We start from the raw sequence: 25,783 nt of genomic DNA on the forward strand, positions 1-25,783 counted from the left end.
AAAAAAGAAAATTAAAAATTTTTTTAAAACAAGGAAAGTTTCTTTTTTTTTAAGAAAAATAGCTTTTCCAACGAGAAGCAACTTGCTTCTTAGTGATCTCGTCTGCTTCCACTTCTTTAGGATACTGAGGTTTCATAAGAGCATTGAGGATCATAGGAGGAGTATAGTGGATCTTATGATTTGTGACGTGACTAAAGGGAATGTGTAGATCTGTTGCTGGAGATGACCGAGTAAACGTTCGCCACAAAAATTCCTTCTGGGATGAAAAAGATTTAGATAGATTTTCCAGCAAAATAACTAAAGGCCAGGATGCTAGGTAAGGTGTTTTAAGTAGAGAAGAAATATCCACTTGTTGAACCGAGGTTTCTAAAATTAAGCATCCTTTGCAAAATACTTCTATACGAGAAATTCCTGGAAGAGAAGGCCCACAATATCGCTCAGGTAAAGAGCGAATAGGTTCTCCAACGCCTAAAAAGATACTTTTTGATCCTCGGTTCAGTGCTGTGCCTGTGTAATCCAAGGTATCATTTGCGGTATCCGACAGAATAAGAAGATCACGATCCAGACGTATCCGTTCCAGAACACATTCGAGTAGTTTAGAGAAGTTGTTAAGATCAACAGGCTGATCTGTAACAAATAAAAATTTTGTTAAAGAGAGCTGTCCTTCTCCGAGTATTCTCAAAGCTGAGCGTAAGGCTTCTTTCCAATAACGTTCCTTAACTACAGCTGCTGCTACAGCATGGAAGCCAGCCTCCCCATAACTTTTTAAATCTTGAACTCCTGGCATAATAAGAGGAAAGAGTGGAGATAGAAGTTCTTGTAGTTTATTTCCGAGGAAAAAATCCTCCTGGAAAGGTTTACCTACAATAGTTGCTGGATAGATAGCCTTCTTCTTATAGTACAAGCGTTTACATTTGAAGACAGGGAAGTCGTGCGTTAAACTATAGTAGCCAAAATGATCTCCAAAAGGTCCTTCTGGACGACGTTCTCCTGCAATAGCTTCTCCTGTTAAGATGAATTCAGAATCACACAGAAGCGGATGCCCAGACTGCGGAAGTTTTTTTGTAAAAGTGAGTTTTTTATTTTGCAAAAAAGAACAAAACACTAGTTCTGGAACATTTTCTGGGAGAGGAGCAATCGCTGATAAAATAAGAAAAGGGTTTCCAGAAAGAAATACTGTAACAGGAAGATTTTGCTGTTTTTTTTCTGCTTCTATGAAGTGGGCTCCACCACCTTTTTGGATTTGGAAATGCAGCCCTAAAGTATGATGGTCGAAGCGTTGCATACGATACATCCCTAGATTAGGAGCTCCATTATCGGGTGATTGGGTATATACCAGGGGAAGAGTCAAAAAGGGGCCACCATCTTCAGGCCAGCTTGTGAGCATTGGTAACTGCAAGAGATTAGGAGGATCTTGCGTAAGAAAAGGAGAAGAGAGACAACATCGTTTATGTAGTCCTAAAGATGACATTCCTCGCTTTAAAAGAGAGCGATGTTGCCATAAGGAAGAAAGAGAAGGGGAGGAAGATAATAAACGGACGATCTGATCGAAAAGACTCGAAGAAAGTTCTGGGAACAACAGATTGACACGCTTCTGTGTTCCAAACAAGTTTGTAAGTACCGGGAAAGGGGACCCTTGAACACAATGAAATAGAAGGGCCGGACCTTCTTCATCCACAACACGACGATGAATTTCAGCAATCTCTAAGTAAGGATCTACAGGAACATAGATATCAATAAGTTCTCGTTGAGAACGTAAATAATCTACCAAAGACTGTAAGGAAAACACTCTGTAGTCCGTTTACTCGAAATTAAAAACAGTTTTCCATCCTCCCAAATAAATGAGGACGTCAAGGAGATTGCGGATACGCATGCCGAGATAGGATTTTGCTCCCAGCATGCGTATTGAGAATTAAAAACCTTTGCTCTTAGCTTTAGCAACAACCTTATCTAGCCCTAATTTATCAACAAGGCGTAAAGCTGCTGCAGAAATTTTAAACTTGAGAAAACGTTTTTCTTCCGTAGACCAAAGTCTTTTTGTCATCATATTAGGGAAGAACCGACGTTTAGTTCTCCCTGTGACTTTTAAACCAATTCCTTTTTTCTTCTTGGAAATCCCTCGGATAGCGTAGCTATAACCGCGACGAGGCTTCCTTCCTGTAAGCGCACACTTCTTCGACATGACTTTCCTATATTCACTGGCCGCTATCTCTCGACAGGGCAACCGTAACAAAAAGAGACTATGTTAGACCTTTTTTAATATATCGGGAAGAAGTTTTCTTGAAAATGTGGCAGAAAATGTATTTCAAAATAAAATTACTCAAGAAGGCTTAAAATAGAGACTCAAGCAAAAAATTCAGCTTTGAATGTGCAAATAATCTTTCAATAGAAGGTTTAACTCGATAGACCCAATTATTTTTTGAAATTGTTCCTGGGAGATTGATTCTTTCACGAAAAGAATCTTTTGAGATTAAGTCAGGACATAGAGCAAGGTAATCATTGATAAGATTGATGTGAAAAATTGAAGAAGTTTTATGAGACAGCTTTAGAATTTCCTTATGATTTTGAAAAGTAAGCGAGGTAGTATAGGGAATTTCTAAGAATTGAGAAAAAAGTTTAGCTTCTTGAGGAGATTCTTGCCACCATAAGGATAGTGTTGAGGAGTCGTGCGTGGAAAGACTAGTCACAGACAAGGGATCATATTGCTCAAAAGGAATGAACGCACCGCTTCCATTCCAATCTCTCTCCCAGCGAGGAATTCGTGTTCCACATATTGCTAAGGATTCTAATGTTTGTTTTACATCTAAAGGAATTGTTCCTAAATCTTCTCCTATGGGCAGCATAGAAGAGGATTTCAATAAATGAGATAAAATATCTTGTCCTTGAGATAAGTAGTCTTTAGGATCGTGAGGTTCAAAGCGTCCGCGCCCCGATTCATCCCACACCCAAAAACGAAACAGTCCTACAACATGATCAAGCCGATATAAGGAATAAAAATTTTCTGCATAGCGTAAGCGCTCTTTCCACCAAAGGTAGTTATCTCGTTTCAACACTTTCATGTTATAAATAGGGAGATGCCAATTTTGACCTTTTGTGTTGTAAAGATCTGGAGGAGCTCCTACGGATTCAGCAGAAGAGAAATATTCTCTATAAAACCAGACATCGCAGCTATCTTTACTGATTAGAATAGGGATATCTCCCTTAATGAGACAGTGCTTGTGATCAGCATGTTTACGAACTTGTCGCATTTGTTGGAAGCAAAGGTATTGTAGATAGGAATGAAACTGTATATTTTCTGCAAACGTTTGTTCATGTTGAGGAATATAAGAGAGATCGATGTAGGTTGCTGGCCAGTGATCGATCGGCAGGTGTTTGAGATGTTCACGAATAGAACAAAAAAGAGCATAGGGATGTAACCAATACTGTTCACGTTCGTAAAAAGCATAGACATCTGGATGCTCAGTGAGTTTTTTACTCTTACATATCTTGTAATATTCTTTTAAAAAAGCTCTCTTCATAGGGAGAAGACGTTCATAATCTACTTGAGAAAGCTGAGAAAGTTTCTGCATTTCTAAGAGATATTTTTCCGAAAAAGGGACTTCGTCTTTGTAAGGAAGAGCTGTTATAGATAGGTGTAAAGGATTTAAAGCTATGGAGGAGATACTATTATAAGGACTCGAACAGGATCCAGTATCATTAATAGGAAGAATTTGAAGAATTTGAAATCCTCGATCGGTACACCAGTTGATCATTGGTATTAAATCAAGAAACTCCCCAATGCCACAACTGTCTTGGGTGTGGAGAGAAAATAATGGAACACATACACCATGTTTAGGAGAAGTATCGATACATTGCCAAACTTTTCGAATAAGAGAATTTTGTATGATACGTGAAGAGCGAGATGACAATGGCATATTTTATAGGTGATACATACCTAAGGCATGTAGATCTGGGAGCTCTCCTTTTGACAGAGATTGCATCCAAATTTTTGCATGTTGAGAAAAGAGAACTAAGTAGCGCGCAAGTTTTTCGCCATTTAAGTAGGTCATGTTGAGTCGATCGCAAAGATATAATTGGTTAGAGATTTCTCCATAACCAAGAGTGCCTTTAATATTGGACTGTGGAGAACCATTGATCGATAAAGCTGCTTTGAAAACTTTTTGTCTAAAAGTGTCTTCCGTAAGTTTCCCAAGAATAACACCAGCCATTAAAAAACCAGAATTTCCATCTTCTTCAATTTGTACAGCGACGTTGTTGTACCCGAATCGAACAACGCAAGCATTATTTTGATCAGGAGAGAGAGGACTGTTGATTTGTGTACCAAGTTCCGTAAGAAGTTGTTCAAATTGATTTTGCATATTAGGAAGAGCACTTTTTCTGTTTTGGTTCTTATGTTAGGCTGCAAGTATTGTTGGTGAAGCTAGAATACTAGGGAGGAGGAGGTACAGGATCGTGAGGAGGTGTGCTGGAGAAAGAAGATCTCGGAAAATCTCCAGGTTTAGGATAATCTTCGTTATCGGCATTCACAGTATCTAATGCGTTAGAGATAGCTGTTGCCAGCTGTTGTTTTTTCTCCGCGCCAGTAAATATTCTAGGAGAGCAGCCATTAAGGGCTCGATAGAATAAATTTAAAACTTCTGTTTGTGGACCTGTATCAGGGCCAACAAGATCGGAGACTGCTTTTTGAGTTTTTGAAGAAGATGGAAATTTGTCTTCAACTAGCTTTAAAAAAGTTTCTGCAAGCTTGTTAGGGGTTAAGGATGGGCTAGTGGTATGGCCTTCGCTTTTTAAGTTTCCTTCTAAATTTTTTATATTTTTATCAAAAAAGCTATCTACAGAGTTAAGGGCTTGTAAATTACTTAGCTCTGACATGTATGTTTGTAGTTTGGGAGGTGAGATGGAAGGTCCTTCTGATTTGAGATCTGCAACCATTCCATTCATCAAAAAGTGTATGACCTCTCCTTTTTCTGAAGGAGAATAAGGGGAGAGCAATTGACGTAAACTTGCACAATTAGAAGAAGCCGAAGTTACTTGGAGATAGAGCGTCCGCAACGAAGATGGGGATGTATGAACTTTGGCAGCAAAAGTTTCTGATGCCATAAGGACATTGCGTCCTCCAAGTATAGCTTGAGGGTTCTGATTTACAAGTTGTTGTTTTGCTTGGATTAAAGCTGCTTTTAATTTCCCATCAGAAGGAGCTGTTTGAATAAGGTAATCAAGAGCAAGGTCTTTAGTTACCGGGTCAGAAAATTTGCTTGAGACTGCTTCAAGGATCTCTTCAGGAGAAGAGTCATCGTCTAAAGAATTTTTTAACCCTCGAAAATCTTCTCCTGAAACCTCGGAAAGATTTTCCGTAAAACGATCTTCTAAGGGCGTGTCTCCCTTCTCTTCAGTGCTTTCAGATTTTTTCTCAGTCTGGCTTGTAGTTTTACGACGAGCTTCTAGGGATTGAAATTTATCTTCTTTTTTTTTGACTCTAGTAGCTGCCGCAGGATTCGAGAGATCTTCGCTTCCTTTGACCATGCTCATTTCTGAAGTCTCTTGGGAAGCTATAATTTCCTGTGCATCTTGGGAAGCAGCAGCAGCTTGTGCTTGTGCTACGTTTACTGTTTGAGCGCCGCCTAGCCCCCCTGCTCCTCCAGATGCTGTCATTCTTTCTCACCTCACGGTTAGAAAATTTGAATTCTTCCTAAAGGCTGGATTCTGATTTCAGGCAAGACCTCTTGATAAGAAATCACAGCAATATCAGGGAATTCCGTTTCTATTAATTTCCGTACATATCGTCTGACGTCAATTGCTGTCAATAATACAGGAGGTTGACCTCCAGGTGGAGTTGGAGTAATCGTCATCCGCATAGATTTTAGGATGAGGTTTACAGAATCTGGGTCTAAGGCTAGATAAGATCCGGCAGAGGTTTGTTTAATAGCTCCACGGATCATTTCTTCAATTTCAGGATCTAACAGATATACAGAAATAGCAGACTGCCCTTGAGAGAATTTGAAACTGATATAAAGCTTTAAGGAAGAACGAACATATTCGGTGAGTAACACCGTATCTTTTTCTGTCTGAGCCCATTCACTCAAAGATTCTAAAATCGTACGCAAGTCCTTAATAGAAATTTGTTCCTGAACCAAACGTTTAAAGATTTCTGTAAGCTTCTGTAAAGGAATGAGACGGGTGACTTCTTTAACAAGGTCAGGAAAGGAGCGCTCCATAAATTCGATCATAGAGCGAACTTCCTGAATACCCAAGAATTCTTGAGAGTTTCTGTGGAAGAAGTAAGACAAATGCAGAATAATCACTTCCAATGGGGACCAGTATTTGATAGCAGCTTTCTCTAAAATAGTGAGAGCATCCGTACTGACCCATGTAGAAGGTAACCCTGCTGCATTCTTGTAAGTAATGAATGGTAAGTTATACCGAGCAAGGTTCTCTTCGACTTCATTTGTTAACACGTGATTAGGAGGAATTTTTCCTCGAACATAGGGGACTTCATTGAGAAGGATCATATAGTCATTCCCCTCTAAAGATGGAGAATCTGTGCGTACATGAATTCCCGGATAACGAATACCTATATCTTGGTAGAGAGCTTGGCGCATTTTAGGAATCATATCATCCACAAAGCTTTGACCTGTTTTAGTTCTTTGTTGAATGAGTTTAGAGAGATCTTTCCCAAGCTCAAGAATCACAGGGAGAGTGAGAGCATAATCATCAGAGTTTTCTCCTGAGGTTGCAGCTCCATCAGCGGCTCCTACAGTAGTAGAAGAGCTGGTACCTCCTTTTTTCCCTGAAGAATTTTTCTTTGTGATTAATAAAATACCCAATACGGCAAAGAGAACTGCCATTAAAGCAAATGACCATAAAGGGAAGCCTTTGAAGAATCCAATTCCTAAAGTCGCTCCTGCAGATAGGAGGAGCGCACGAGGCTCTTTAACCAACTGGCTAGAAATTTCTTTCCCTAAGTTTGTATCTTTATCACTGGATACTCGAGTAGTTACGATACCCGCTGTCAAAGAAATCAATAAGGAGGGGATTTGGGAGACTAAGCCATCCCCAATGGTAATCAGTGTATAAATATGAGCCGCTTGAGCCATCGTCATACCTTTCATTGTGATACCGATGACTAATCCTCCAACGATGTTAATCAGGGAAATGACGATTCCTGCAATAACGTCTCCTTTAATGAACTTCATGGCTCCGTCCATGGCTCCGTAAAGCTCACTCTCTTTCTGAATTTGGGCTCGTTTATCACGGGCTTGGGTTGCATCAATCATTCCTGCTCGAAGGTCTGCATCAATAGCCATCTGTTTCCCTGGCATGGCGTCTAGTCGGAATCGAGCGGCAACTTCAGCAACCCTTTCGGCACCTTTGGTAACCACAATGAATTGGATAATGGTAATGATTAGAAAGATAATGAACCCGACAACATAGTTCCCTCCAACGACGAAATCTCCAAAAGCTTGGATCACGTGCCCTGCATAAGCATGAAGGAGAATTTGTCGAGAAGAGGAAATGTTAATTCCTAGTCGAAACATCGTAGTAATCAAAAGTAAAGAGGGGAAAACAGAAAGTTGTAATGCGCTAGGAATATATAAGGCAACCATCAATAGGAACACAGAGATTGCCAAGTTAATGGTGATCATGAAGTCCACCATAACTGGAGGCAATGGCAGAATGATCATCAAGACCACTCCCAACATCCACATAGCTAGGATGAGGTCACTGGACTTGTTTATCATATTCAGGGCTGCATCTCCCCCGAATGTTCTACTAACAAAATTGAGTAGCTTGTTCATTACAGATTATCGAATTGGTTAATGTTTTTATTCTCAAGGTTTTGCGCATTAAGAGAAGTGATATAAAGAAGGATTTCCCCAACAGCTTCATATGTGGTCTCTGGAATAAACTTCAACTCTTTTCCTTCATCTAAAAGCTGATGTGCTAAAGGAACATTTCGCATGATGGGGATTCCATATTTCTCAGCTTCTGCAATAATCCTCTTAGCTCTTAAGTTAACTCCCATAGCAATGATCCATGGAGCTTTATATTTTTCTGGCATGTAGCCAATTGCTACAGCAATATCTTTAGGGTTAGACACAACAGTACTAGCATGTTTGATTTGTGACGACGTATCTTCGTAGGCGATCTCTTGGGCAATCTGTCGACGGCGTCCTTTGATTTCAGGGTTCCCTTCTGTATCCTTGAATTCTTGTTTAACTTCGAACTTTTCCATCTTTAGCTCCTTAGCAAAGCTATGTCGTTGATAAACGAGATCTATCACAGCAACCACTAAGAAGAACATCCCTATAGAAGTAACAGCTTTATACAAAATCTCTTTAAAGATTTGAGCTGTCACGATGGGAGGGACACCGGCTGTTTCAACAACGAGTTCTACACGATTTTTCAGGACAATATACAAAATAAGTGCCGCACCACAGATTTTAAAAATGGATTTTAGCAACTCGATAAAAGTTTTTAACTTAAATTTTTGTTTAAGGTTATCAATAGGATTAAATTTTTTTAAATCCGGTTTAAAAACTTCAGTAGAAAAAGTAGGGCCAACGACTAAAAAACCTATCAATAATCCAACAAATCCAACGGCTCCTAATAAGGGGAGTGAGGCTGTAAGAATTAGTACTAAACAGTTCTTCAGATAATAAACAGCTAAGCGAGGATCATGCTGGCGAGGCGCCATTTTGAAAACGGAAACCAGAAAACTCCCTAGATGCTCAGCAAAAAAAGTAGATAAAGAAAACGTCATAAACATGGATACAATGAACGTAATCGCAGAAGGAAAATCTTGAGATTTGGCTACTTGCCCTTTTTTTCTAGCGTCGCGAAGACGCTTAGGGGTCGCCTTTTCTGTTTTTTCGCCCATAAGTGGCCAGTTGCTTAAGCGCTATAAGGAATATCCCGCAAATTACCGCATGTAAATGTTTTTCTCAAGAAAGAAGGTGGTTGAAGTTTATCTCTTTCATAGGCAGTGAGTAAAGGATTTTTAGGAGAAAAGTGTTTTTCATGAAGCGCGAATCTGACTTTTTCTTTAAAATCCTTTTCCCCTTAGCAATGAAGAAAAAAGGCGTCTTTTGCCTTAAGGAAGGTTATAGAAATGGGACAAACAGAGTGTGGAATAGTGGGGCTCCCTAATGTAGGGAAGTCAGGGTTATTTAATGCCCTAACAGGGGCGCAAGTTGCTTCTTGTAATTACCCTTTTTGCTCAATTGATCCCAATGTTGGCATTGTTCCCGTTGTTGACTCAAGGCTAAAGACGTTAGCAGACATTAGCCAAAGTCAAAAAGTAATCTACGCCGATATGAAATTTGTAGATATCGCGGGATTGGTTAAAGGTGCTGCAAGTGGTGCTGGACTAGGGAATCGTTTTTTATCACATATTCGAGAGACTCATGCCATTGCCCATGTCGTGCGTTGTTTTGATAACGATGATGTGACACATGTATCTGGCAAGATCGATCCTGAAGAAGATATTGCTGTGATCAATTTGGAACTTGTACTAGCAGATTTTTCTTCTGCCACTAGTATTCGAGATAAATTAGGGAAACAGGCTAAAGGGAAAAAAGATATTGGGCAGTTAATTCCTCTTATGGATCGCATAATAGAACATCTAGAATCTGGTTTCCCTGTTCGAACTCTTACATTTTCTTTAGAGGAAAAGCTTTTACTGAAGCCATATCCCTTTTTGACTAGCAAACCAGTGCTTTATATTGCCAATATTGATGAAAATTCTCTAACGGATTTAGACAATCTTTATGTGCAAAAGGTACGGGAGATTGCTCAACGGGAGAATGCTGATGTAGTTCCTATTTGTGTAAAATTAGAAGAAGAAATTCTCTCTCTTCCTGCGGAAGAACGCGAAGACTTTTTACATAGTTTAGGTTTACAGGAGTCTGGGTTAAATCGTTTAGTATATTCAGCATATAGAACTCTTGGGTTGATTTCCTATTTCACTACAGGCCCACAAGAAACGCGGGCTTGGACAATTGCCAAAGGCGCTACAGCAGCAGAAGCTGCCGGGGAAATTCATTCAGACATTCAAAAAGGATTTATTCGCGCTGAAGTTGTGATAATGGAAGATATTGTTACTTATAATGGTAGAGCAGGAGCAAGAGAGGCTGGGAAACTGCGTGCTGAAGGACGAGATTATATTGTCCAAGACGGAGATGTTATACTCTTTTTACATAATTAAAAGAAAAGCTCTAACTCAGACGGGCTTTGCGAATATCTTCTTGAATCGCGCAGATAAGCTCATTTTTGGAGGAAAAGTTTTTTTCCTCCCTCAAAAACTGTTTCGGAATGATGGTAACGCGTTTCCGATAAAGATTTTCAGATAGATCGAAGATGTGCGCTTCTAAGCAAAGTTCATTTCTTTGTACTGTGGGAGCCACTCCTAAATTCATTACTCCTGAATAACTTTGCTTTTCAATGAGTACTGAGCAACTATACACTCCTAATGGGAGGAGAGAATGTGGGAGAGGTAAGTTGATAGTAGCATAGCCAAGAGAAGAACCTATTCCTTGGCCATGGGATACAATCCCTGTATAAGAAAAAGGACGACCAAGAAATTTTTCAGCTGAGATGAGGTCGCCTTCTCGAAGAAACTGTCGAATCTTCCTGCTAGATACAATGGTACCGTCGATACGTAATGGAGGGACCTCTTGTAAAGATATTCCTAAAAGCTTTGTGAAAGGTTTCAATGTTTGCGCTGTTCCAAGGCCTCCTTTCCCTAATCGAGAATCGTAGCCCAAGATGATTCTTGATGGCCGTAAAGTTTCGTGGATAGATAAAATAAACGTTTCTGCATCTTTATCTGCTACTTCCTGATCAAAAGGAAGAACGGCTAGGTAATCAATTTTACAATCTGCTAACAATCGAATACGTTCTTCCAGAGAAGAAATCGATGCTGGGGGGGAATTAGAAAGAATATATTCAGGATGTTGGCTAAATGTAATTACCCCAGATCTCCCAGGAAATTGTTTCATTACAGAAAGTAACTTCTGGTGTCCTAAATGACATCCATCAAAAAAACCTATAGTCACAGATTCAATAGAATCAGCGGGGGGATGCAGGCTGTAGAATAAGTCCATTTGCATCACGTAAATAGGGGGATATATCGAACCCGGGTTCGCTTAAAAGATTGCCATCGATGCACTGATCGATGGAGAAACTCCCACTGCGCAATCGACGAAGCTCTTCTAAATAAGCCCCACATCCCAGCATATTCCCAAGTTCATGAGCAATGCTTCGAATGTAGGTTCCTTTACTGCACTGAACAGTGAAATGTAAGCGAGGATATTCGTACTTCACCAAGCGAAGGGCTACTCTTACAGTCGCACAACTTCGTTCTATAGATAGCCCTTGTCTAGCATATTCATATAATTTTCTCCCCTGTACTTTCTTTGCTGAAAACATTGGAGGAATTTGCTGAATTTCTCCTTGGAAATAGCTTGTGCAAGCTAGGACCTCTTCGATTGTTGGAACTTTCTTAGACCGTCCAACAATTTTCCCATCACAATCATAGGTATCAGTTGTGGTTCCTAAATGGGCTACGGCAGCATACTCTTTATCTTCGAAAAGCATAACATCAGATAATCGGGTAAATTTTCTCCCAATTAACATAACCATAACGCCTGTAGCAAAAGGATCTAAAGTTCCTGCATGGCCGATCTTTTTCACGCCTATTAGCCTAACTAAAGAACGAATGAGGCTGAAAGAAGTTCTCCCCTGTGGTTTGTCTACCAGCAAAATGCCTTCAATAGATTCTGTCGCAAGTTCCATAGTATCGATAGTGGAGTTTAGAAGGATTTGTTGTTATGGGTTAGTTTTCTTATCTTGTTCTGCTATTTCCAGAAGAAGACGTTCTATATGGTCTTGCGGAGAGAAGATATCCTCCATATAAAAGCTTAAATCAGGAAAATACTTCAGAACTACGTCTTTCGAAGCTTGGAAAGCAATAAATCCTGCAGAAGCTTTCAATGCCTCAAGAGTTTCTTCCTGAGAGTTTTCATGCGGCATAATGGATACATAAACACGAGCAGACTGTAAATCTTTCGACAAGGATACTCGTGTTATTGTGATCCAGCGGTTTGAGATTTTGGGATGTTTGACATCCTTCAAAATAACTTTCGCAATTGCTTCTCGTAGCATAGCATTTGCTTTTTTTATTCGTCTATTTTCAGTCATATTAGCCTACAGTTTTTGTGGGTGATAAATGACCTCGTAGCACTGCAATACATCACCGATTTGTGCCTGCTGGTAATTATCCAAAAGAATACCGCATTCCATACCTTTTTTCACTTCTTTAACATCTTCTTTCAAGCGTTTTAAGGAGGAAAGAGATCCCTTCCAGAGAATTTCTTTATCTCTAATGATGCGAATTTTTTGATTACGCACCATAGTTCCTTCTGTAACTAGACAGCCATAAATTGTACCTAATTGAGAAGACTTGAACGTTGCTTTAATTTCCGCGGCACCCAAGTTTTTCTCTTCTGCTATAGGATCTAAAAGGCTTGTCATAATTTCTTTGATCGAATCTATGGCATGGTAAATTATATCGAATAGGCAAACTTTAATATTCAAATTTTTGATGAGAGCTTCGGCGTGGCTTTCGACACCTGTATGAAATCCGATAACCGTTGCTTTAGAAGCTGAGGCTAAGCGAATATCAGATTCAGAAATATCGCCAACCCCACTCGATAAGATTTCTACATCTACTTTCTCTGAACGAATGTTCAGTATCGAATGGGCTAAAGCTTCTATAGAGCCCTGAACATCTGCTTTGATAATTAATTTCAAAGTCTTCTTATTTTGCAACACAGCATCAAAATTTGGTCGTTTTTTCTGTAAAGCTGCTGATCTTTGCTGGCCTGCGAGTCGAGCGTTAATGATTTCTTTAGCTGCTTTCTCATTTTTTACGACTATGAAAGGATCGCCTGCTTTAGGAATCCCTGACAATCCCGTAATAAGCACTGGAGTTGAAGGTGTTGCTGACTGTAAAAGCTGATTATGCTCATTGTGCATGGTCTTCACTTTCCCATAACAGTCGTTAAACACTAAGGCCTCTCCAAGATGAAGAGTTCCATTTTGCACGAGTACAGTCGCAACTGCTCCTAACCCTTTATGTAGCTCAGATTCAATAACAATTCCTCGAGCTCTAGTAGAAGGATCTGCTTTCAATTCTAAAACTTCAGCTTGTAACGCGAGCATTTCAAGTAAATCTTGTAAGCCTTCTCCCGTTTTTGCAGAAGTATTAATGGTCGCGATAGATCCTCCCCAAGCTTCAGGAAGAAGATCAAGTTCCGCCAACTGACGATACACAGTTTCCGTGTTAAAATTAGGCTTATCACATTTATTAATAGCTACAACAATAGTAATGTTAGCAGCTTTTGCGTGTTGGATAGCCTCAACAGTTTGTTCCTTGATCCCTTCGTCCCCAGCAACAACTAATACTACAATGTCACAGGTTTCGGCTCCCCGGGCACGCATAGCCGAAAAAGCTTCGTGCCCTGGAGTATCAAGAACAGTAATGTCCCCGACTGGTGTACTGCATTTAAACGCTCCCATATGCTGGGTAATAGCACCAGCTTCTGAAGCTGCTATATTACTTTGGCGCAAAGCATCGATCAGTGTTGTTTTTCCATGATCCACGTGACCCATAAATGCGACAATAGGGGAGCGGATAACTAATTTTTGAGGATCTGTCTCATTGATTTCATCGCGAACTGTATTTTCCACTAAACAGAGTTTTTCTTTTTCTGAAGAATCAATCTCAATAGTACATCCAAATTCCAGTCCAATGTATTCCACAATAGTTTGACTATCTAAAACGTCATTTACTACGTAAGTCATACCATGAATAAACAGCTTCTGGATAAGCTCAGAAGCTTTTAGTTTCATCTCTGCTGCAAGATCTTTAACCGTAATAGGAAGGGCGATCTTGATATGCGAAGGACATTGTACGACATGCTCTTCAGACTGTTTTTTCGTTTTATGAACACGTTTTTTCCGCCATCTATCTTCTTCAGAAGAACCCTCGTTTAACCCGTAGCGATCTCGGCCTGTGAAAGCTTTCACGCTTTCGTCAGATCTTTTTGAACGCTCTCTTTCAGATCCTCGCTTCGAACTATTGTTATTGGAAGAATCCCTGCGATACGAAGGAGTAGCGAGAGTTGGACGAGTGTTTGTTCCAGAGGATGGCTGTTTATTAGCAGAAGTTGTCGGCTCTGTTTGAGATCGTGGTTGTTGCACGGACTCTTCAGCAACAGCCGCAGTCTTCGCTTCTTTAGCAGGAGCTTTGAAAGTTTTCGCTAATAGGTGGTTGATATGCTTTCCTGTAGGGCCAAATTTTGGCTTAATAGAAACTATGCTTTTAGGTTCTGTTCTTGTTCGGATAATGGGAGGCTCTTCTTTATGTTCCAAAACTTTTCCAGTAACTTCTGAAGACTCTTTTCCTTCTTGCTTACTGGAAAACGCTTCCGGAAGTTCCTCTTCTTGAAAAGTTATTTTTGGGGGAATAGAAGGATTTTCAACCAAATCTTGGGGTAAGGCGTCTAGTGTTAGACATGACGAATCCCCCGGTAAAACAGCTCCAGCTGCAATTGGCTCTACCGCAAATGAAGAATGATCTTTTGCTCGAATTCTTCGCGCTGTAGACTCTGCTATACCTGAATCTACCTCAGGTGTAAAAACAGGTGCGCCAGCAACCTTTTTAGAGCTCTTTTCTTTTGTTTGAGCCTTACTTGCTGGAGAATTTTTGGTATCAGAAGATCCGGCCTGAGCTAGTTTCTGTTTCAATTTATCTAAGCCAGCAGCCTTCGTCAATTGTGCGTTCTTAATCTTCAACTTTAGGTTTTTCGTCAACTTTGCCTTCTCCGTATTTGCTGACCTGTTCAAGAATCTTATAAGCCAGCTCTAGACTAATTCCTGGAACAGAAGCCAATTCGCTAGCACTAGCCAGCAATATTTTCCTAATCGTGTCGTATCCTGCGTGCTCTAGGTTCTGCAATACCAATGTACTGATTCCGTCCACTGCTAACGGTTGATCTAATCGAGGGTCTTCGAACTCTGCCAGCTGTAAACGTTGAATTTCCAACAATTTGTTGTACTCACTCATTCTTTGGACTTCAAGTTCATAGCCTAAAATTTGACTAATTAGGCGAGCATTGATACCTCGTTTACCAATAACGGTTGCGTAGTCCGAATCTTGGACGATAATAGCAATAACTTTATCATCTTCCAGAATAGCGATTTTTTGAATTTTTACAGGATAGAGCAAATTTTGTAACAATTCTGTCGATACAGGGGAATAATTTACAACGTCTATTTTCTCATCATTCAATTCGCGAATAATATTCTTAATACGAGACCCTCGCATCCCTACGAAAGCTCCTACAGCATCTGTTTGGGGATCCGAAGAGCGTACAGCCATTTTCGTTCGATAGCCTGCTTCTCTCGCAATCTTCACGATTTCAACTGATCCTTCTTCTAATTCAGGAACCTCTTGCATGAACAATTGCTTCACAAACTCTGGATGACTCCTGCTAAGAATGATTTCGGCTCCACCATTCTCAGATTCCTGTACCTCGTAAAGCAGAGCATAAATTTTATCGCCAATTTTATGTTTCTCTGTTTTTGGGTAAAAGCGAGTAGGCAACAACCCCTCTACCTTTCCTAAATCAATAATCAAATTCGCCCCTCGAGCAAAACTTTTGACCACTCCTGAAATGATCTCATTTTTGCGATGACGGTATTCTTCGTAAATCACATCACGTTCAGCATGACGAAGTTTTTGACCAATAACTTGGCGTGCAGCATGTGCAGCAATTCTTCCAAATTGATCAGAAATAAAAGGAACATCCATGTACTGCCCGATCTGACAGTCTGGATCATATTCACGGGCTTTGTCTAAAGGAATTTCCTTACTTGGATTTTGGCATTTTTCAACAATTTGTTTTTCGCAAAAAACTTCTATGTCCCCGGTGCGAGGATTGATACTCACGGATACATTTGCATCATCTCTAAGAGTCTTTTTCGCAGCAATTTTCAGAGCGGACTCAATAGCTCCAATGATTGTAGAGCGTTGAATACCTTTCTCTCTTTCCATGTAGTCAAAAATAGCCACAAGATCCTTGTTCATTAATACTCCTCTTATGGGTAAGGGAAAAAAAGCAAAAAAATAGCGCTAAGGGGAGCAGGGCTTTAGGCCCTGCCCTTATGTTTGCTCATTACTAACGAAACTCGCTAACAATGAGACTTAGTCTCTGTCAGAAGATATTTCCTCAGAATCTTGACCAGATTGTCCTCCATGAGCGAGGAATTCCTTAATAGAAAGAGAAACTTTCTTATGATCTGGATCTAACTTGATAACCTTAGCAAAAACCTTATCTCCAATGGAAAGAATATCTTCAATTTTAGCAAAAGGTTTATCAGAAAGTTCTGACACGTGAATTAGTCCTTCGATACCATTTTGTAACTCAACGAAAGCTCCGAAAGCCGTAATTTTAGTCACTATGCCAGAGATATCACTGCCAACAGGGAACATTGCTTCAATTTCATCCCATGGATTAGGAGTCAGTTGTTTCACTCCCAAAGTAATTTTTTTACTTTCTTTATCTACAGACAAAATAACTGCTTCAACCGTATTGCCCTTTTTGAAAAGTTCTGAAGGATGAGAAACTTTTTTAATCCAACTCATATCTGAAATGTGAATCAAGCCCTCAATTCCAGGTTCCAGTTCAACAAAAGCTCCGTAATTGGTCAAATTTTTGATCTCTGCGGATACTCGTAATCCAATAGGGTACTTCTCTTCAATATTATCCCAAGGATTGTGCTCTGTCTGCTTCAAACCAAGAGAAATTTTTCCTTCATCTTTTTGAATAGAAAGAACAACTACTTCAACTTCATCGCCTTTATTAACAACTTCGTTGGGATCTACGATATTTTTAACCCAAGACATCTCTGAAACGTGAATAAGACCTTCAATGCCTTCTTCAATTTCAATAAATGCCCCATACGGAAGAAGCTTAACAATTTTACCACGAACTCGTTTTCCTGGAGGATATTTCTTCTCAATATCTTCCCAAGGATTATGCTCTTTTTGCTTCAAGCCGAGAGCCACACGACCTTTCTCTTTGTCAACACTAAGAATAATGACTTCCAATTCTTGGTTGAGCTCAACCATTTCGGATGGGTGACGAATTCGTTTCCAAGTCATATCCGTAATGTGGAGCAAGCCATCGATACCATCAAGATCTAAGAAAACTCCGAAATCTGTGATATTTTTGACGATACCCTTGCGACGTTCTCCAATCGTAATTTGTTCAATTAACTCAGCTTTCTTAGAAATACGCTCGGCTTCAAGAAGTTCCCTTCTGGACACGACAACGTTTCTGCGATCCACATTGATTTTAAGAATTTTGAATTCGCAAACTTTGCCTACATAATCATCCAAATTTTTAATTTTTTTATTGTCTATTTGGGAGCCAGGAAGAAAAGCTTCCATACCAATGTCGACAATCAAACCGCCTTTAACTTTACGAGTGATTTGACCTTTAACAATAGATCCTTCTTCGCAATGAGCAAGGATATATTCCCATTGACGTTGTCTTGTTGCTTTCTCCCGAGATAAAACAACTTTTCCTTCTTCGTCTTCGGTTTGATCTAGATAAACTTCTACTTCAGCTCCGATGGTTAGCCCTTCTGAAGAGTCTATAAATTCTGACATAGGGATGACCCCTTCAGATTTTAATCCAACATCAACAACAACAAAGTCTTTGTTTATATCAACGACTGTACCTTTTAGGATCGCACCAGGCTGTACTTCGCTAGTGGGTTCTTCTTCTTCCGCGGTGAAGCCATGCATCGCGTAGAGAAGATCTTTAAACTGTTTAACGTCTTCTGGTAAGCAAGCTATCGTATCGAGATTCTTTTTTGCTTCCCAAGTGTAATCGGCTTGTTTTGGCATTTAATGATGTTCTCCTAAAAACTACAAAGTCAAAAAGAACAGTGTAAATATTCACCTTAAAAAAGGCAAGATCTCCCTTGCTCTAGAAAGTAATAAGCAGCTTCTCTTTATTAAAAAAGTTTTGTGAAAGTTTTTTTTGTATAAAATTAGTTTTAGTTTTTGTGATCTGAACAAATATTCTATCCATTCCCTACTCTTGTTTGGGGCCTTTCAGTTGCTGAAGTATGCATGTGTACGTGGGAGGGTGAATGTCATTTGCGGAAAAAGTTTTGTTCGCTATAGTTCCCCCTTTCACAGAGGTAAGAAAAAATTTTTTCTTTTGTGTGTATTTGTATTTTCTACTTGGATTAACAATTGATTATTAGGAGTTTTCATGACACATGCAAGGTTGGTCATCATAGGTTCTGGACCAGCAGGTTACACCGCCGCTATATATGCTTCTAGAGCTCTTTTGTCTCCATTGCTTTTTGAAGGATTCTTTTCTGGTATTGCTGGGGGGCAACTAATGACTACAACTGAGGTAGAAAATTTTCCTGGTTTTCCAGAAGGGGTGTTTGGGCAACAGCTGATGGATCGCATGAAAGCACAGGCTCTGCGTTTTGGAACCCAAGTGCTCCCTAAGGACATTACTTCTGTCGATTTTAATGTGAGACCTTTTGTTCTTAAATCAGGAGAAGAGACATTTACTTGTGATGCATGCATTATAGCCACAGGAGCTTCAGCTAAACGTTTATCAATTCCAGGGGCTGGAGATAATGAATTTTGGCAGAAAGGTGTGACAGCTTGTGCTGTTTGTGATGGAGCTTCTCCTATTTTCCGAGATAAAGACTTGTTTGTCGTTGGGGGAGGGGATTCTGCTTTAGAAGAGGCAATATTTCTAGCGCGTTATGGGAAGCGTGTGTTCATTGTTCACAGAAGGGATGTCTTACGTGCCTCTAAATCTATGATTAATAAGGCTAAGGCTAACGACAAAATCTTCTTCCTTTGGAATAGTGAGGTAGTGAAAATTTCTGGAGACTCTATAGTTCGTTCCATTGATATTTTTAATAATGTTGAGAAAACAACTACGACTATGGATGCTGCGGGAGTTTTCTTTGCTATAGGACACCAACCTAATACAGCTTTTTTAGGAGGACAGTTAGTCCTAGATGAAAATGGGTACATTATTACAGAAAAGGGAAGCTCTCGCACATCGATTCCTGGAGTTTTTGCTGCTGGGGATGTTCAAGATAAACACTACAGACAGGCGATCACTTCTGCTGGAAGTGGATGTATGGCTGCTTTAGATGCTGAAAGATTTTTAGATACTTAAGAGCTATGTTTGGAATTGGGACGGATATTATTGAGATTAACAGGATTCGTAAAACTCATGCGATCTACGGGGATAGATTTTTAAAAAGAATTTTTACGGAAAGGGAAAGAGAGTATTGCTTTTCTAAAGCAGATCCTTATGCTTCTTTAGCAGCTCGTTTTGCTGCTAAAGAAGCTGTTGCCAAGGCTTTAGGCACAGGTATAGGCAAACTCTTAAAATGGAAAGAAATTGAAATGCTTAGAAATTCATGCCATCCAAAGGTGATTGTTCCGGGCTCCCTTTTATGTTCTTTAGGGGTTCAAAGGATTCTCCTTTCTGTAAGTCATAGCAGGGATTATGCTACAGCTGTAGCTATTGCAGAATAGTCAACAGTAGTAGACAGAGTATTTAGCTTTTAATTTTTTGAGAGATTTCCAATGAGCTAAGCTTACTTTGAAAAGAGCATAACTTACAGATGAGCACATAAGGAATGATAAAAGAGGTTTTGTCGTTGGGTGCTGAAGTGTAGAGGATAGCATCAACATGATTAAAATTATCAACATCCTTCTCGATAAGAAAGATCTTTTAATGAAGACGAGAGGGGAAATTTCTTTAATCAATAGTTGAGCATCAAGCTCGTGCTGCCTTGTCATGCTTCTTTTTAAAACAAAACGATATTTAACTGAAGATAATACCCAGGCTGCAGCGAGTAGTTTTGCTGAAAGGACGAGCGGAAATTGATTGTGTAAAGCAAGATATAAAGCTTTTATCAATAGTTTCACACCAGAAAATAACCAGATGGCTAAAGGAATACAGGAGATACAAAATCTCAGTATCATCAGAGCTCCCTAGAATTCTTCTCAGAAAATAACCAATATGCCAGAGAGTGTTGATTAGGACAATGGATCTTGATTAATAAGCTATAGGTTCGTAGGATGAGGGACATATCTTGATTAGACCCATACTAGGGAGAGCTTTTCATGTTGCGACTGTTTCAACGAATGTTTAGTTTCATGGAAAACAACTCTTCTTTCATAGATGTTTCGCAAGAGCTTTCTTTTGTTGATGAAAACTTCCCTGATTCTATGCGTTGGGAAGTAGGAAGAATGCTCGGTTCTTTAGTTCTTTTATTAGGAATATTTGGAGTTGGTTGTTGGTTATTTCGGCGCTTCTTGCGTTCGCATGGCCATATTCCGAATGGCAATTCATCTATTAAAATTTTAGATCGAAGAGTTTTAGCTTCTAAAACCTCCATTTACGTAATTAAAGTAGTGAATAAAATTTTAGTGATTGCTGAAAGGGGGGATCAGGTAACTCTGCTGTCTGAATTCCCTCCAAATACAGATCTGAATGAGTTATTAAAACAGAACTTTCAGAAAGCAGTAGCTCCTCGCGGAGAGATGTTATCGGGATTTCTATCCCAATTAAAGAAGAAAAATAAAGCAGATAATTGTTTATAGAAAAAAGAGCTTTATCTTTTATGACTTTAGATAGATTGCTAGTTACGGATATCGACGGGACTATTACGCACTTACCACACCAGCTTCATGATCGTGTTGTGGAAGCTTTACACCAGTATCATGATTCCGGTTGGAAGTTATTTTTTCTAACTGGAAGATATTTTTCCTATGCGTATCCTCTTTTCCAGAATTTTTCTGTTCCCTTCTTACTAGGGAGCCAAAATGGCTCTTCTGTTTGGTCTTCTGAAGAAAAAAAATTTATTTATTTCCGAAGTTTGCCAAAAAGCTTTCTTTTGACCTTAGAAAAGTATTTTGAGGATATCAATCTGATCGTTTGCATAGAAGCAGGGGCTGCTAACCAGGATATGTATTTTCGACAAGGATTAGGAAACAATGCGCAAGAACTTAAAACAATTCTTGACTCGGTCTATTTCCCTTCACCAGAATCTGCTGAATTACTTATTGATATTCAAGAATGTCTTTCAGAAGAGTTTACTTGTGAAGAGTTTGCTGTCGCTAAATTTTTCGGGAAGCAGGAAGAAGTTAGGAAGATGGCTGAACGGTTTGCAAAATCTCCAGAGATCTTTTCTCAGGTTACTATGAACTATATGCGATGGCCTTTTGATTTTAACTATGCAGTGCTTTTATTAACTTTGAAGGATGTTTCAAAAGGATTTGCTTTAGATCAAGTGGTTCAATCTTTTTACAAAAAAAAACCTTTCATTATGACTTCTGGAGATGATGCTAACGACATAGATTTGTTATCTAGAGGGGATTTCAGAATTGTGATGCAGACTGCTCCGGAAGGGATGCATGAGTTAGCTGATTTTCTGGCTCCCCCAGCGAAGGAACTTGGAATCCTTTCTGCTTGGGAAGCCGGTGAGCAGCGATATAAACAGTGGATTAGTTCTTAGGTAGCATTTCTGGACCTATTCCCATAACATTAGCTCCATGATCTACGTATAATGTCTCTCCCGTGATAGCACTGGCTAACGGAGAAACAAGAAATGCTGCTGCCGCACCCACTTGTTCTGCCTCCATTGGGGATGGTAATGGTGCCCAATCTAGATAATAATCAACCATTCGTTCGATAAATCCAATGGCTTTACCGGCGCGGCTAGCTAATGGTCCTGCTGAAATCGTGTTGACACGGATTCCCCAGCGTCTTCCAGCTTCCCAAGCTAACACCTTCGTATCACTTTCCAAAGCAGCTTTTGCTGCACTCATGCCTCCTCCATATCCAGGAACTGCTCGCATAGAAGCTAGGTATGTTAAGGAAATTGTGCTAGCGCCCTCATTCATAATTGGACCAAAATGAGAGAGAAGGCTAATGAAGGAATAACTGGATGTACTTAATGCTGCGAGATAGCCTTTTCGAGAAGTGTCGAGTAAAGGTTTTGCTATCTCAGGGCTGTTGGCGAGCGAATGAACAAGAATATCGATATGCCCGAAATCTTTTTCTACCTGAGCTGCAATTTCTGATACAGAATATCCTGACAAGTCTTTGTACCGCTTGTTTTCTAAAATGTCTTGAGGAATATCTTCTGGATTATCAAAGCTTGCGTCCATTGGGTAAATTTTTGCAAAAGTAAGTAGTTCTCCGTTTGATAGTTTGCGAGACTCATTAAATTTTCCTAGTTCCCAAGATTGAGAAAAGATCTTGTAAATGGGAACCCAGGTTCCGACAAGGATAGTTGCACCCGCTTCTGCTAACATTTTTGCGATACCCCAACCATACCCTTGATCATCGCCAATACCAGCTATGAAGGCAATTTTTCCTGTTAAATCAATTTTCAACATGAGCTAACCCCGGTTTGTCTGCTTGAGAGAAGAGAGTATCAAATTCCTCATTATTGAGAAATGAGACTCGAAAGAGTTAAAGAATTTGATTGGCAAAATGAATAAATTTTCACAGTTGGTCAGCCTAACTTTTATGATTAAGTAGTTGTTTAAGAAAAATTTGATTTGTATTGAAATATATAAGAATAATTTTTCTTTGAAAAAATTAAGTAAATTTCTTTTTTTTCAAAGTGTAAAAAACTGCTTCTATATGTAGAATTTTTCAGATAATAATCTTCCAAAGTATTCGGGAGTTGAAAATATGTCTGCAATTAGTAATTTGTGTTCATCCATATGGGGTTGCTTTGTTACCAATGAAGGTGAGAATACAGAGACGGACGGTGTTTCTTCGCAATCGCAAAACACTCAATCCGAACAAATTTCCACTGTGTGCGGTGGTATAGGTAATCCTTCTTTATCGGGAGCGGGTTCGCTTGGTATGCAACAAATGCATTCAGGGCGCGGAGGAACAGACTTTGGTAAGAAATGTGGAAATAGATTTTCTTATGCAGGCGTTAACATCTACGATCTAGAGTGTTCTGGAGGGGATTTTGTTGATGGTGCTACTCCTTCTGTAATAGTTCAGCAACCTTCAAAATCGAGCACAGGGGATGGTGTGAGATCATCACACGGATTGACCTCAAATTCAGCCTTATTAGGGGTTCTGCTTTCAGGAATGAGTCGAAGTTCAAATAATAACATTATTCAATTATTTGAAGAAAGTGGTATGAATTCCCTGCAATCTGAAGTAGACGGGGGCTTAGCTGCTTCAATATTACCACCGTTATCACCATCCGATATCAGAAACATTACGAGAGGCATGAAGTTGCAAGACACTTTGGATGCATTAGCAGGATTGGCTGGTACGCAAATGAGCGACGGATCTCCTTTGGCTCAGTCATTAGTCGGTAACTGCACTTTTTCACTCTCGGGAGATGTAAATGTTCTGCTACAGCTTGTTGAGATGTTGCAAAAAGTGCAGAAAGAAGGCTCTTCGGAAAGTTCAAATCGATCGGGGATAGGAGAATGCTGTACTAATGTGTGTAGTTTGCTTGCTGCTTCTTCTAATCCGATTATTGGAGCTGTTGGTGTTGCCGGGGGTGGTTTAGCGAACCTCTTGATTATGGCAGCGAATAGTAAACATGTCAAGAAAGGGATGGATGCTTGCCACGACTCTTGTAAACCTTGTTGCACACGTTCTTGTGGATGTTCTGCTTTTGGTTGTGATGGTGGAGAAGGAGGATGCGGAAGTATAGGGGCTCTTTTATGTAGCTACGCAGAATCTTGGTGTTGCACCGGATCTTCTGATGAAGGGATAGATATTTCAGAATATGCTCAACAAATTCAAGCTTTAGAACAAGCTATGGGAAGCACTACATTTATGCTTGGATTGCAGAATTTAGGTATCACAATTTCTGACCTAATATCGGGGAATCTTCCACATATTCCTACTCCAGAAGAACTAGAGGAGTCTTGCAAACAGGCTGTGTCTTCTATCGGGCAGGTTATGATGCAAATGAATCACAAAAAGTGGTTAATGCGTCTTTGTTCTTGTGCGAATCTTTTGGACAATCCGTTCTGGTGTGACGCTCTCTGTTCTGGATTGTCGGGAGAAACATCAATAATGTCTCTAGGGGATTTAGGGAGTCGTGTTAAAATTATTGGAAGTTCGGGGGGCGGGCAATCTGCTGTCAATTTTAATCCTGAACTATTACTACCTGCTTTGTCTTGTTTACAATTAACTAGTGAAGACGGTGAAGATAGGTTGACATCAGAGCAGAAAGCTATGCTTCTTGCCAAAGTTTGTGCTGTTCTTTCTGCTGCTGTTGGAAATGAATGCACTCCTATCTGGTTAACGCCTAAACAATTAACAGAACTTGTTTGTGTCTGCATGGTTATGAGTGGAATTTCAGTAGAAGGAGGCCCTTCTTCTAACAGTAAAGAGTACAAAGGTTTCCAAGAGATTGTGCTTCAAGCAAGTGTGCAGTGTTCACGGGATCCTTTAAGATGCTCTAAGAATGTGGCTAACCAAGCTCGTCAGAATCTTTATAAGATAGTAAAGGCCTATGACTCAAAAAGTGCTTTCGTAGAACTTCTTAAGGAGTTAAGAGATCCTAATAGTTCATCAAGTCGAACTCTTTTAAGAGAGTGTTTTGCTTCTTGGGCAGGTAAAGTTGGTTTGGTAACAAACGGCAATCCTTAGGATAGAAAACTTTGTTTTGCTTGAATAATAAGCCTTTTCGCTGGTTCAGCGAAAGGGCTTTTTTTTTGGTGGTGGTGGGGGGACTAAAAATTTTTAAAGAAAAGGCCCTTAGATCCTAGCAGTACAAATTTTTAGATCATGGCTTTTTAGGTAAACAAGGAGTGCTTAAGAGATTTTGTTATTGTGGGTCAAGTTATACAGATTTGAAATCTGCATAAAAAGGATAGTGATCTGAAGAAGACACCTCTATTTTTTCTTGAGAGAAAGGCGAATAAAAACTAAGACTTACCGCATGGAGCAAATGTCGAACAATTTGTTTTGGTTGTTCTTTGTTTCCATAATCAATATCTCCAACAATAGGATGTCCAATCGTTTTCATATGTAGGCGTATTTGGTGTGTTCTTCCTGTGATAGGACGACAAAGAAGTAGTGAGTATTTAGGATAGTTAGTGAGCACCCGCCATTCTGTAATAGTGATCTTCCCTTTATTTTTTTCCGTGTTGCTGAATAATACAGCTCCGACGCGTCTATGACAGGGAGCTGTGTAGGTGGTTATGGTACCTGTTTGTTGGCGGGGATGACCAAAGACTAAAGCAACATAACGTTTATCAATTTTCCGTGTTTTGAATAATTGTGTAGTAAGAGTTACAGCCTTTGCATGTTTTGCAAAAAGAATACATCCGGATGTATCTCGATCTAGGCGATGAACAAGATGAACTTGGAGTTGCTTTGCTAATTCTTCAGAGGTTTGTTTTGCAGGTTTGTTATAAATACAGAGATGCTCATCCTCCCAGAGTAATTGTGGACAGGAGCGCTCAATGATTTGTAAAGTAACATGATCCCCAGGCTGAAGTTTGTAAGATTCAAAACGTTCGATGCGTCCATTTACTCGACATCCATGATAGCGAATAGATTCTAAAATAATTTTTTTAGGCAAATGAGCTAAGGAGGATCGGAGAAAAGAGGCTAGTCTTATGTGGCGATCTGCTATACCAGTAAATTCTTGCATAATC

At 39.7% G+C, this 25,783-nt stretch carries 22 protein-coding genes; 6 read left to right on the forward strand and 16 right to left on the reverse strand.

Going from position 1 to position 25,783, the window contains the following annotated elements:
* Positions 1 to 49: 49 nt before the first annotated feature.
* The 7 genes from IJ490_RS02765 to cdsU all read right to left on the reverse strand — a co-directional run bounded on the left by IJ490_RS02765 (position 50) and on the right by cdsU (position 8,878).
* On the reverse strand, positions 50 to 1,789 hold the full coding sequence (locus IJ490_RS02765) for a menaquinone biosynthesis decarboxylase (RefSeq protein ID WP_291893669.1): 1,740 nt from the start codon (positions 1,787 to 1,789) through the stop codon (positions 50 to 52).
* Positions 1,790 to 1,912: 123 nt separating this feature from the next.
* Positions 1,913 to 2,182, reverse strand: coding sequence for a 50S ribosomal protein L28 (rpmB, locus tag IJ490_RS02770; RefSeq protein ID WP_291893672.1), 270 nt, complete (start codon positions 2,180 to 2,182; stop codon positions 1,913 to 1,915).
* Between the two features lie 148 nt (positions 2,183 to 2,330).
* A complete protein-coding gene (locus tag IJ490_RS02775; protein ID WP_291893675.1) occupies positions 2,331 to 3,914 on the reverse strand; it encodes a 4-alpha-glucanotransferase in 1,584 nt (527 codons plus the stop codon).
* Positions 3,915 to 3,917: 3 nt separating this feature from the next.
* Complete coding sequence (locus tag IJ490_RS02780; protein WP_291893678.1) at positions 3,918 to 4,358, reverse strand: CesT family type III secretion system chaperone; 441 nt, start codon at positions 4,356 to 4,358, stop codon at positions 3,918 to 3,920.
* A 70-nt stretch (positions 4,359 to 4,428) separates the two neighbouring features.
* On the reverse strand, positions 4,429 to 5,652 hold the full coding sequence (gene sctW, locus IJ490_RS02785) for a type III secretion system gatekeeper subunit SctW (protein WP_291893681.1): 1,224 nt from the start codon (positions 5,650 to 5,652) through the stop codon (positions 4,429 to 4,431).
* Positions 5,653 to 5,669: 17 nt separating this feature from the next.
* Positions 5,670 to 7,796, reverse strand: a complete 2,127-nt coding sequence (gene cdsV / locus IJ490_RS02790) for a SctV family type III secretion system export apparatus subunit CdsV (protein ID WP_291893684.1) — start codon at positions 7,794 to 7,796, stop codon at positions 5,670 to 5,672.
* Complete coding sequence (gene cdsU / locus IJ490_RS02795; protein WP_291893688.1) at positions 7,796 to 8,878, reverse strand: SctU family type III secretion system export apparatus subunit CdsU; 1,083 nt, start codon at positions 8,876 to 8,878, stop codon at positions 7,796 to 7,798. The genes cdsV and cdsU overlap by 1 nt, the downstream gene beginning before the upstream one ends.
* Before the next feature lie 225 nt (positions 8,879 to 9,103).
* On the opposite strand from cdsU, the gene ychF reads away from it, so the two are divergent.
* The gene (gene ychF, locus IJ490_RS02800; protein WP_291893822.1) at positions 9,104 to 10,204 is read left to right on the forward strand and encodes a redox-regulated ATPase YchF; all 1,101 of its coding nucleotides are present in this window, start codon (positions 9,104 to 9,106) and stop codon (positions 10,202 to 10,204) included.
* A gap of 10 nt (positions 10,205 to 10,214) precedes the next feature.
* Here the strand turns inward: ychF and IJ490_RS02805 are convergent, their stop codons facing one another.
* The 6 genes from IJ490_RS02805 to rpsA all read right to left on the reverse strand — a co-directional run bounded on the left by IJ490_RS02805 (position 10,215) and on the right by rpsA (position 17,977).
* Positions 10,215 to 11,111 carry a bifunctional riboflavin kinase/FAD synthetase gene (locus IJ490_RS02805; RefSeq protein WP_291893689.1) on the reverse strand — a complete coding sequence of 299 codons (897 nt, stop codon included), beginning with the start codon at positions 11,109 to 11,111 and terminating at the stop codon, positions 10,215 to 10,217.
* Complete coding sequence (truB, locus tag IJ490_RS02810) at positions 11,068 to 11,793, reverse strand: tRNA pseudouridine(55) synthase TruB (protein WP_291893692.1); 726 nt, start codon at positions 11,791 to 11,793, stop codon at positions 11,068 to 11,070. The genes IJ490_RS02805 and truB overlap by 44 nt, the downstream gene beginning before the upstream one ends.
* A 33-nt stretch (positions 11,794 to 11,826) precedes the next feature.
* Complete coding sequence (gene rbfA / locus IJ490_RS02815; RefSeq protein WP_291893694.1) at positions 11,827 to 12,198, reverse strand: 30S ribosome-binding factor RbfA; 372 nt, start codon at positions 12,196 to 12,198, stop codon at positions 11,827 to 11,829.
* Between the two features lie 6 nt (positions 12,199 to 12,204).
* Positions 12,205 to 14,907: a translation initiation factor IF-2 gene (gene infB / locus IJ490_RS02820; protein ID WP_291893697.1), complete on the reverse strand. Its 2,703-nt coding sequence runs from the start codon at positions 14,905 to 14,907 to the stop codon at positions 12,205 to 12,207.
* Positions 14,846 to 16,150: a transcription termination factor NusA gene (nusA, locus tag IJ490_RS02825; RefSeq protein WP_291893700.1), complete on the reverse strand. Its 1,305-nt coding sequence runs from the start codon at positions 16,148 to 16,150 to the stop codon at positions 14,846 to 14,848. Before nusA ends, infB begins: the two co-directional genes overlap by 62 nt.
* Before the next feature lie 117 nt (positions 16,151 to 16,267).
* Positions 16,268 to 17,977, reverse strand: a complete 1,710-nt coding sequence (gene rpsA / locus IJ490_RS02830) for a 30S ribosomal protein S1 (protein ID WP_291893702.1) — start codon at positions 17,975 to 17,977, stop codon at positions 16,268 to 16,270.
* A 373-nt stretch (positions 17,978 to 18,350) separates the two neighbouring features.
* Here rpsA and trxB point away from each other — a divergent pair, with 373 nt between their 5' ends.
* Together trxB and acpS are read left to right on the forward strand one after the other, a co-directional pair.
* Positions 18,351 to 19,289, forward strand: a complete 939-nt coding sequence (gene trxB / locus IJ490_RS02835; protein ID WP_291893706.1) for a thioredoxin-disulfide reductase — start codon at positions 18,351 to 18,353, stop codon at positions 19,287 to 19,289.
* Between the two features lie 5 nt (positions 19,290 to 19,294).
* The gene (acpS, locus tag IJ490_RS02840) at positions 19,295 to 19,654 is read left to right on the forward strand and encodes a holo-ACP synthase (RefSeq protein WP_291893710.1); all 360 of its coding nucleotides are present in this window, start codon (positions 19,295 to 19,297) and stop codon (positions 19,652 to 19,654) included.
* On the opposite strand, the gene IJ490_RS02845 is transcribed toward acpS, so the two are convergent.
* Positions 19,655 to 20,107, reverse strand: a complete 453-nt coding sequence (locus IJ490_RS02845) for a hypothetical protein (protein WP_291893713.1) — start codon at positions 20,105 to 20,107, stop codon at positions 19,655 to 19,657.
* Positions 20,108 to 20,248: 141 nt separating this feature from the next.
* Between IJ490_RS02845 and IJ490_RS02850 the strand changes: the two genes are divergently transcribed.
* Positions 20,249 to 20,728 carry a FliO/MopB family protein gene (locus IJ490_RS02850; protein ID WP_291893718.1) on the forward strand — a complete coding sequence of 160 codons (480 nt, stop codon included), beginning with the start codon at positions 20,249 to 20,251 and terminating at the stop codon, positions 20,726 to 20,728.
* A gap of 20 nt (positions 20,729 to 20,748) precedes the next feature.
* On the forward strand, positions 20,749 to 21,642 hold the full coding sequence (locus IJ490_RS02855; RefSeq protein WP_291893722.1) for an HAD family hydrolase: 894 nt from the start codon (positions 20,749 to 20,751) through the stop codon (positions 21,640 to 21,642).
* Here IJ490_RS02855 and IJ490_RS02860 read toward each other — a convergent pair.
* Positions 21,632 to 22,528 carry an enoyl-[acyl-carrier-protein] reductase gene (locus IJ490_RS02860; protein ID WP_291893725.1) on the reverse strand — a complete coding sequence of 299 codons (897 nt, stop codon included), beginning with the start codon at positions 22,526 to 22,528 and terminating at the stop codon, positions 21,632 to 21,634. The two genes, IJ490_RS02855 and IJ490_RS02860, sit on opposite strands and share 11 nt — an antisense overlap.
* Positions 22,529 to 22,829: 301 nt before the next feature.
* Here IJ490_RS02860 and IJ490_RS02865 point away from each other — a divergent pair, with 301 nt between their 5' ends.
* The gene (locus tag IJ490_RS02865) at positions 22,830 to 24,770 is read left to right on the forward strand and encodes a hypothetical protein (protein ID WP_291893727.1); all 1,941 of its coding nucleotides are present in this window, start codon (positions 22,830 to 22,832) and stop codon (positions 24,768 to 24,770) included.
* Between the two features lie 193 nt (positions 24,771 to 24,963).
* Here IJ490_RS02865 and IJ490_RS02870 read toward each other — a convergent pair whose 3' ends face one another.
* On the reverse strand, positions 24,964 to 25,779 hold the full coding sequence (locus IJ490_RS02870; RefSeq protein WP_291893729.1) for an RluA family pseudouridine synthase: 816 nt from the start codon (positions 25,777 to 25,779) through the stop codon (positions 24,964 to 24,966).
* Between the last annotated feature and the right edge of the window lie 4 nt (positions 25,780 to 25,783).

It is taken from the genome of Chlamydia sp., assembly GCF_017472245.1.
Lineage (GTDB): Bacteria > Chlamydiota > Chlamydiia > Chlamydiales > Chlamydiaceae > Chlamydia.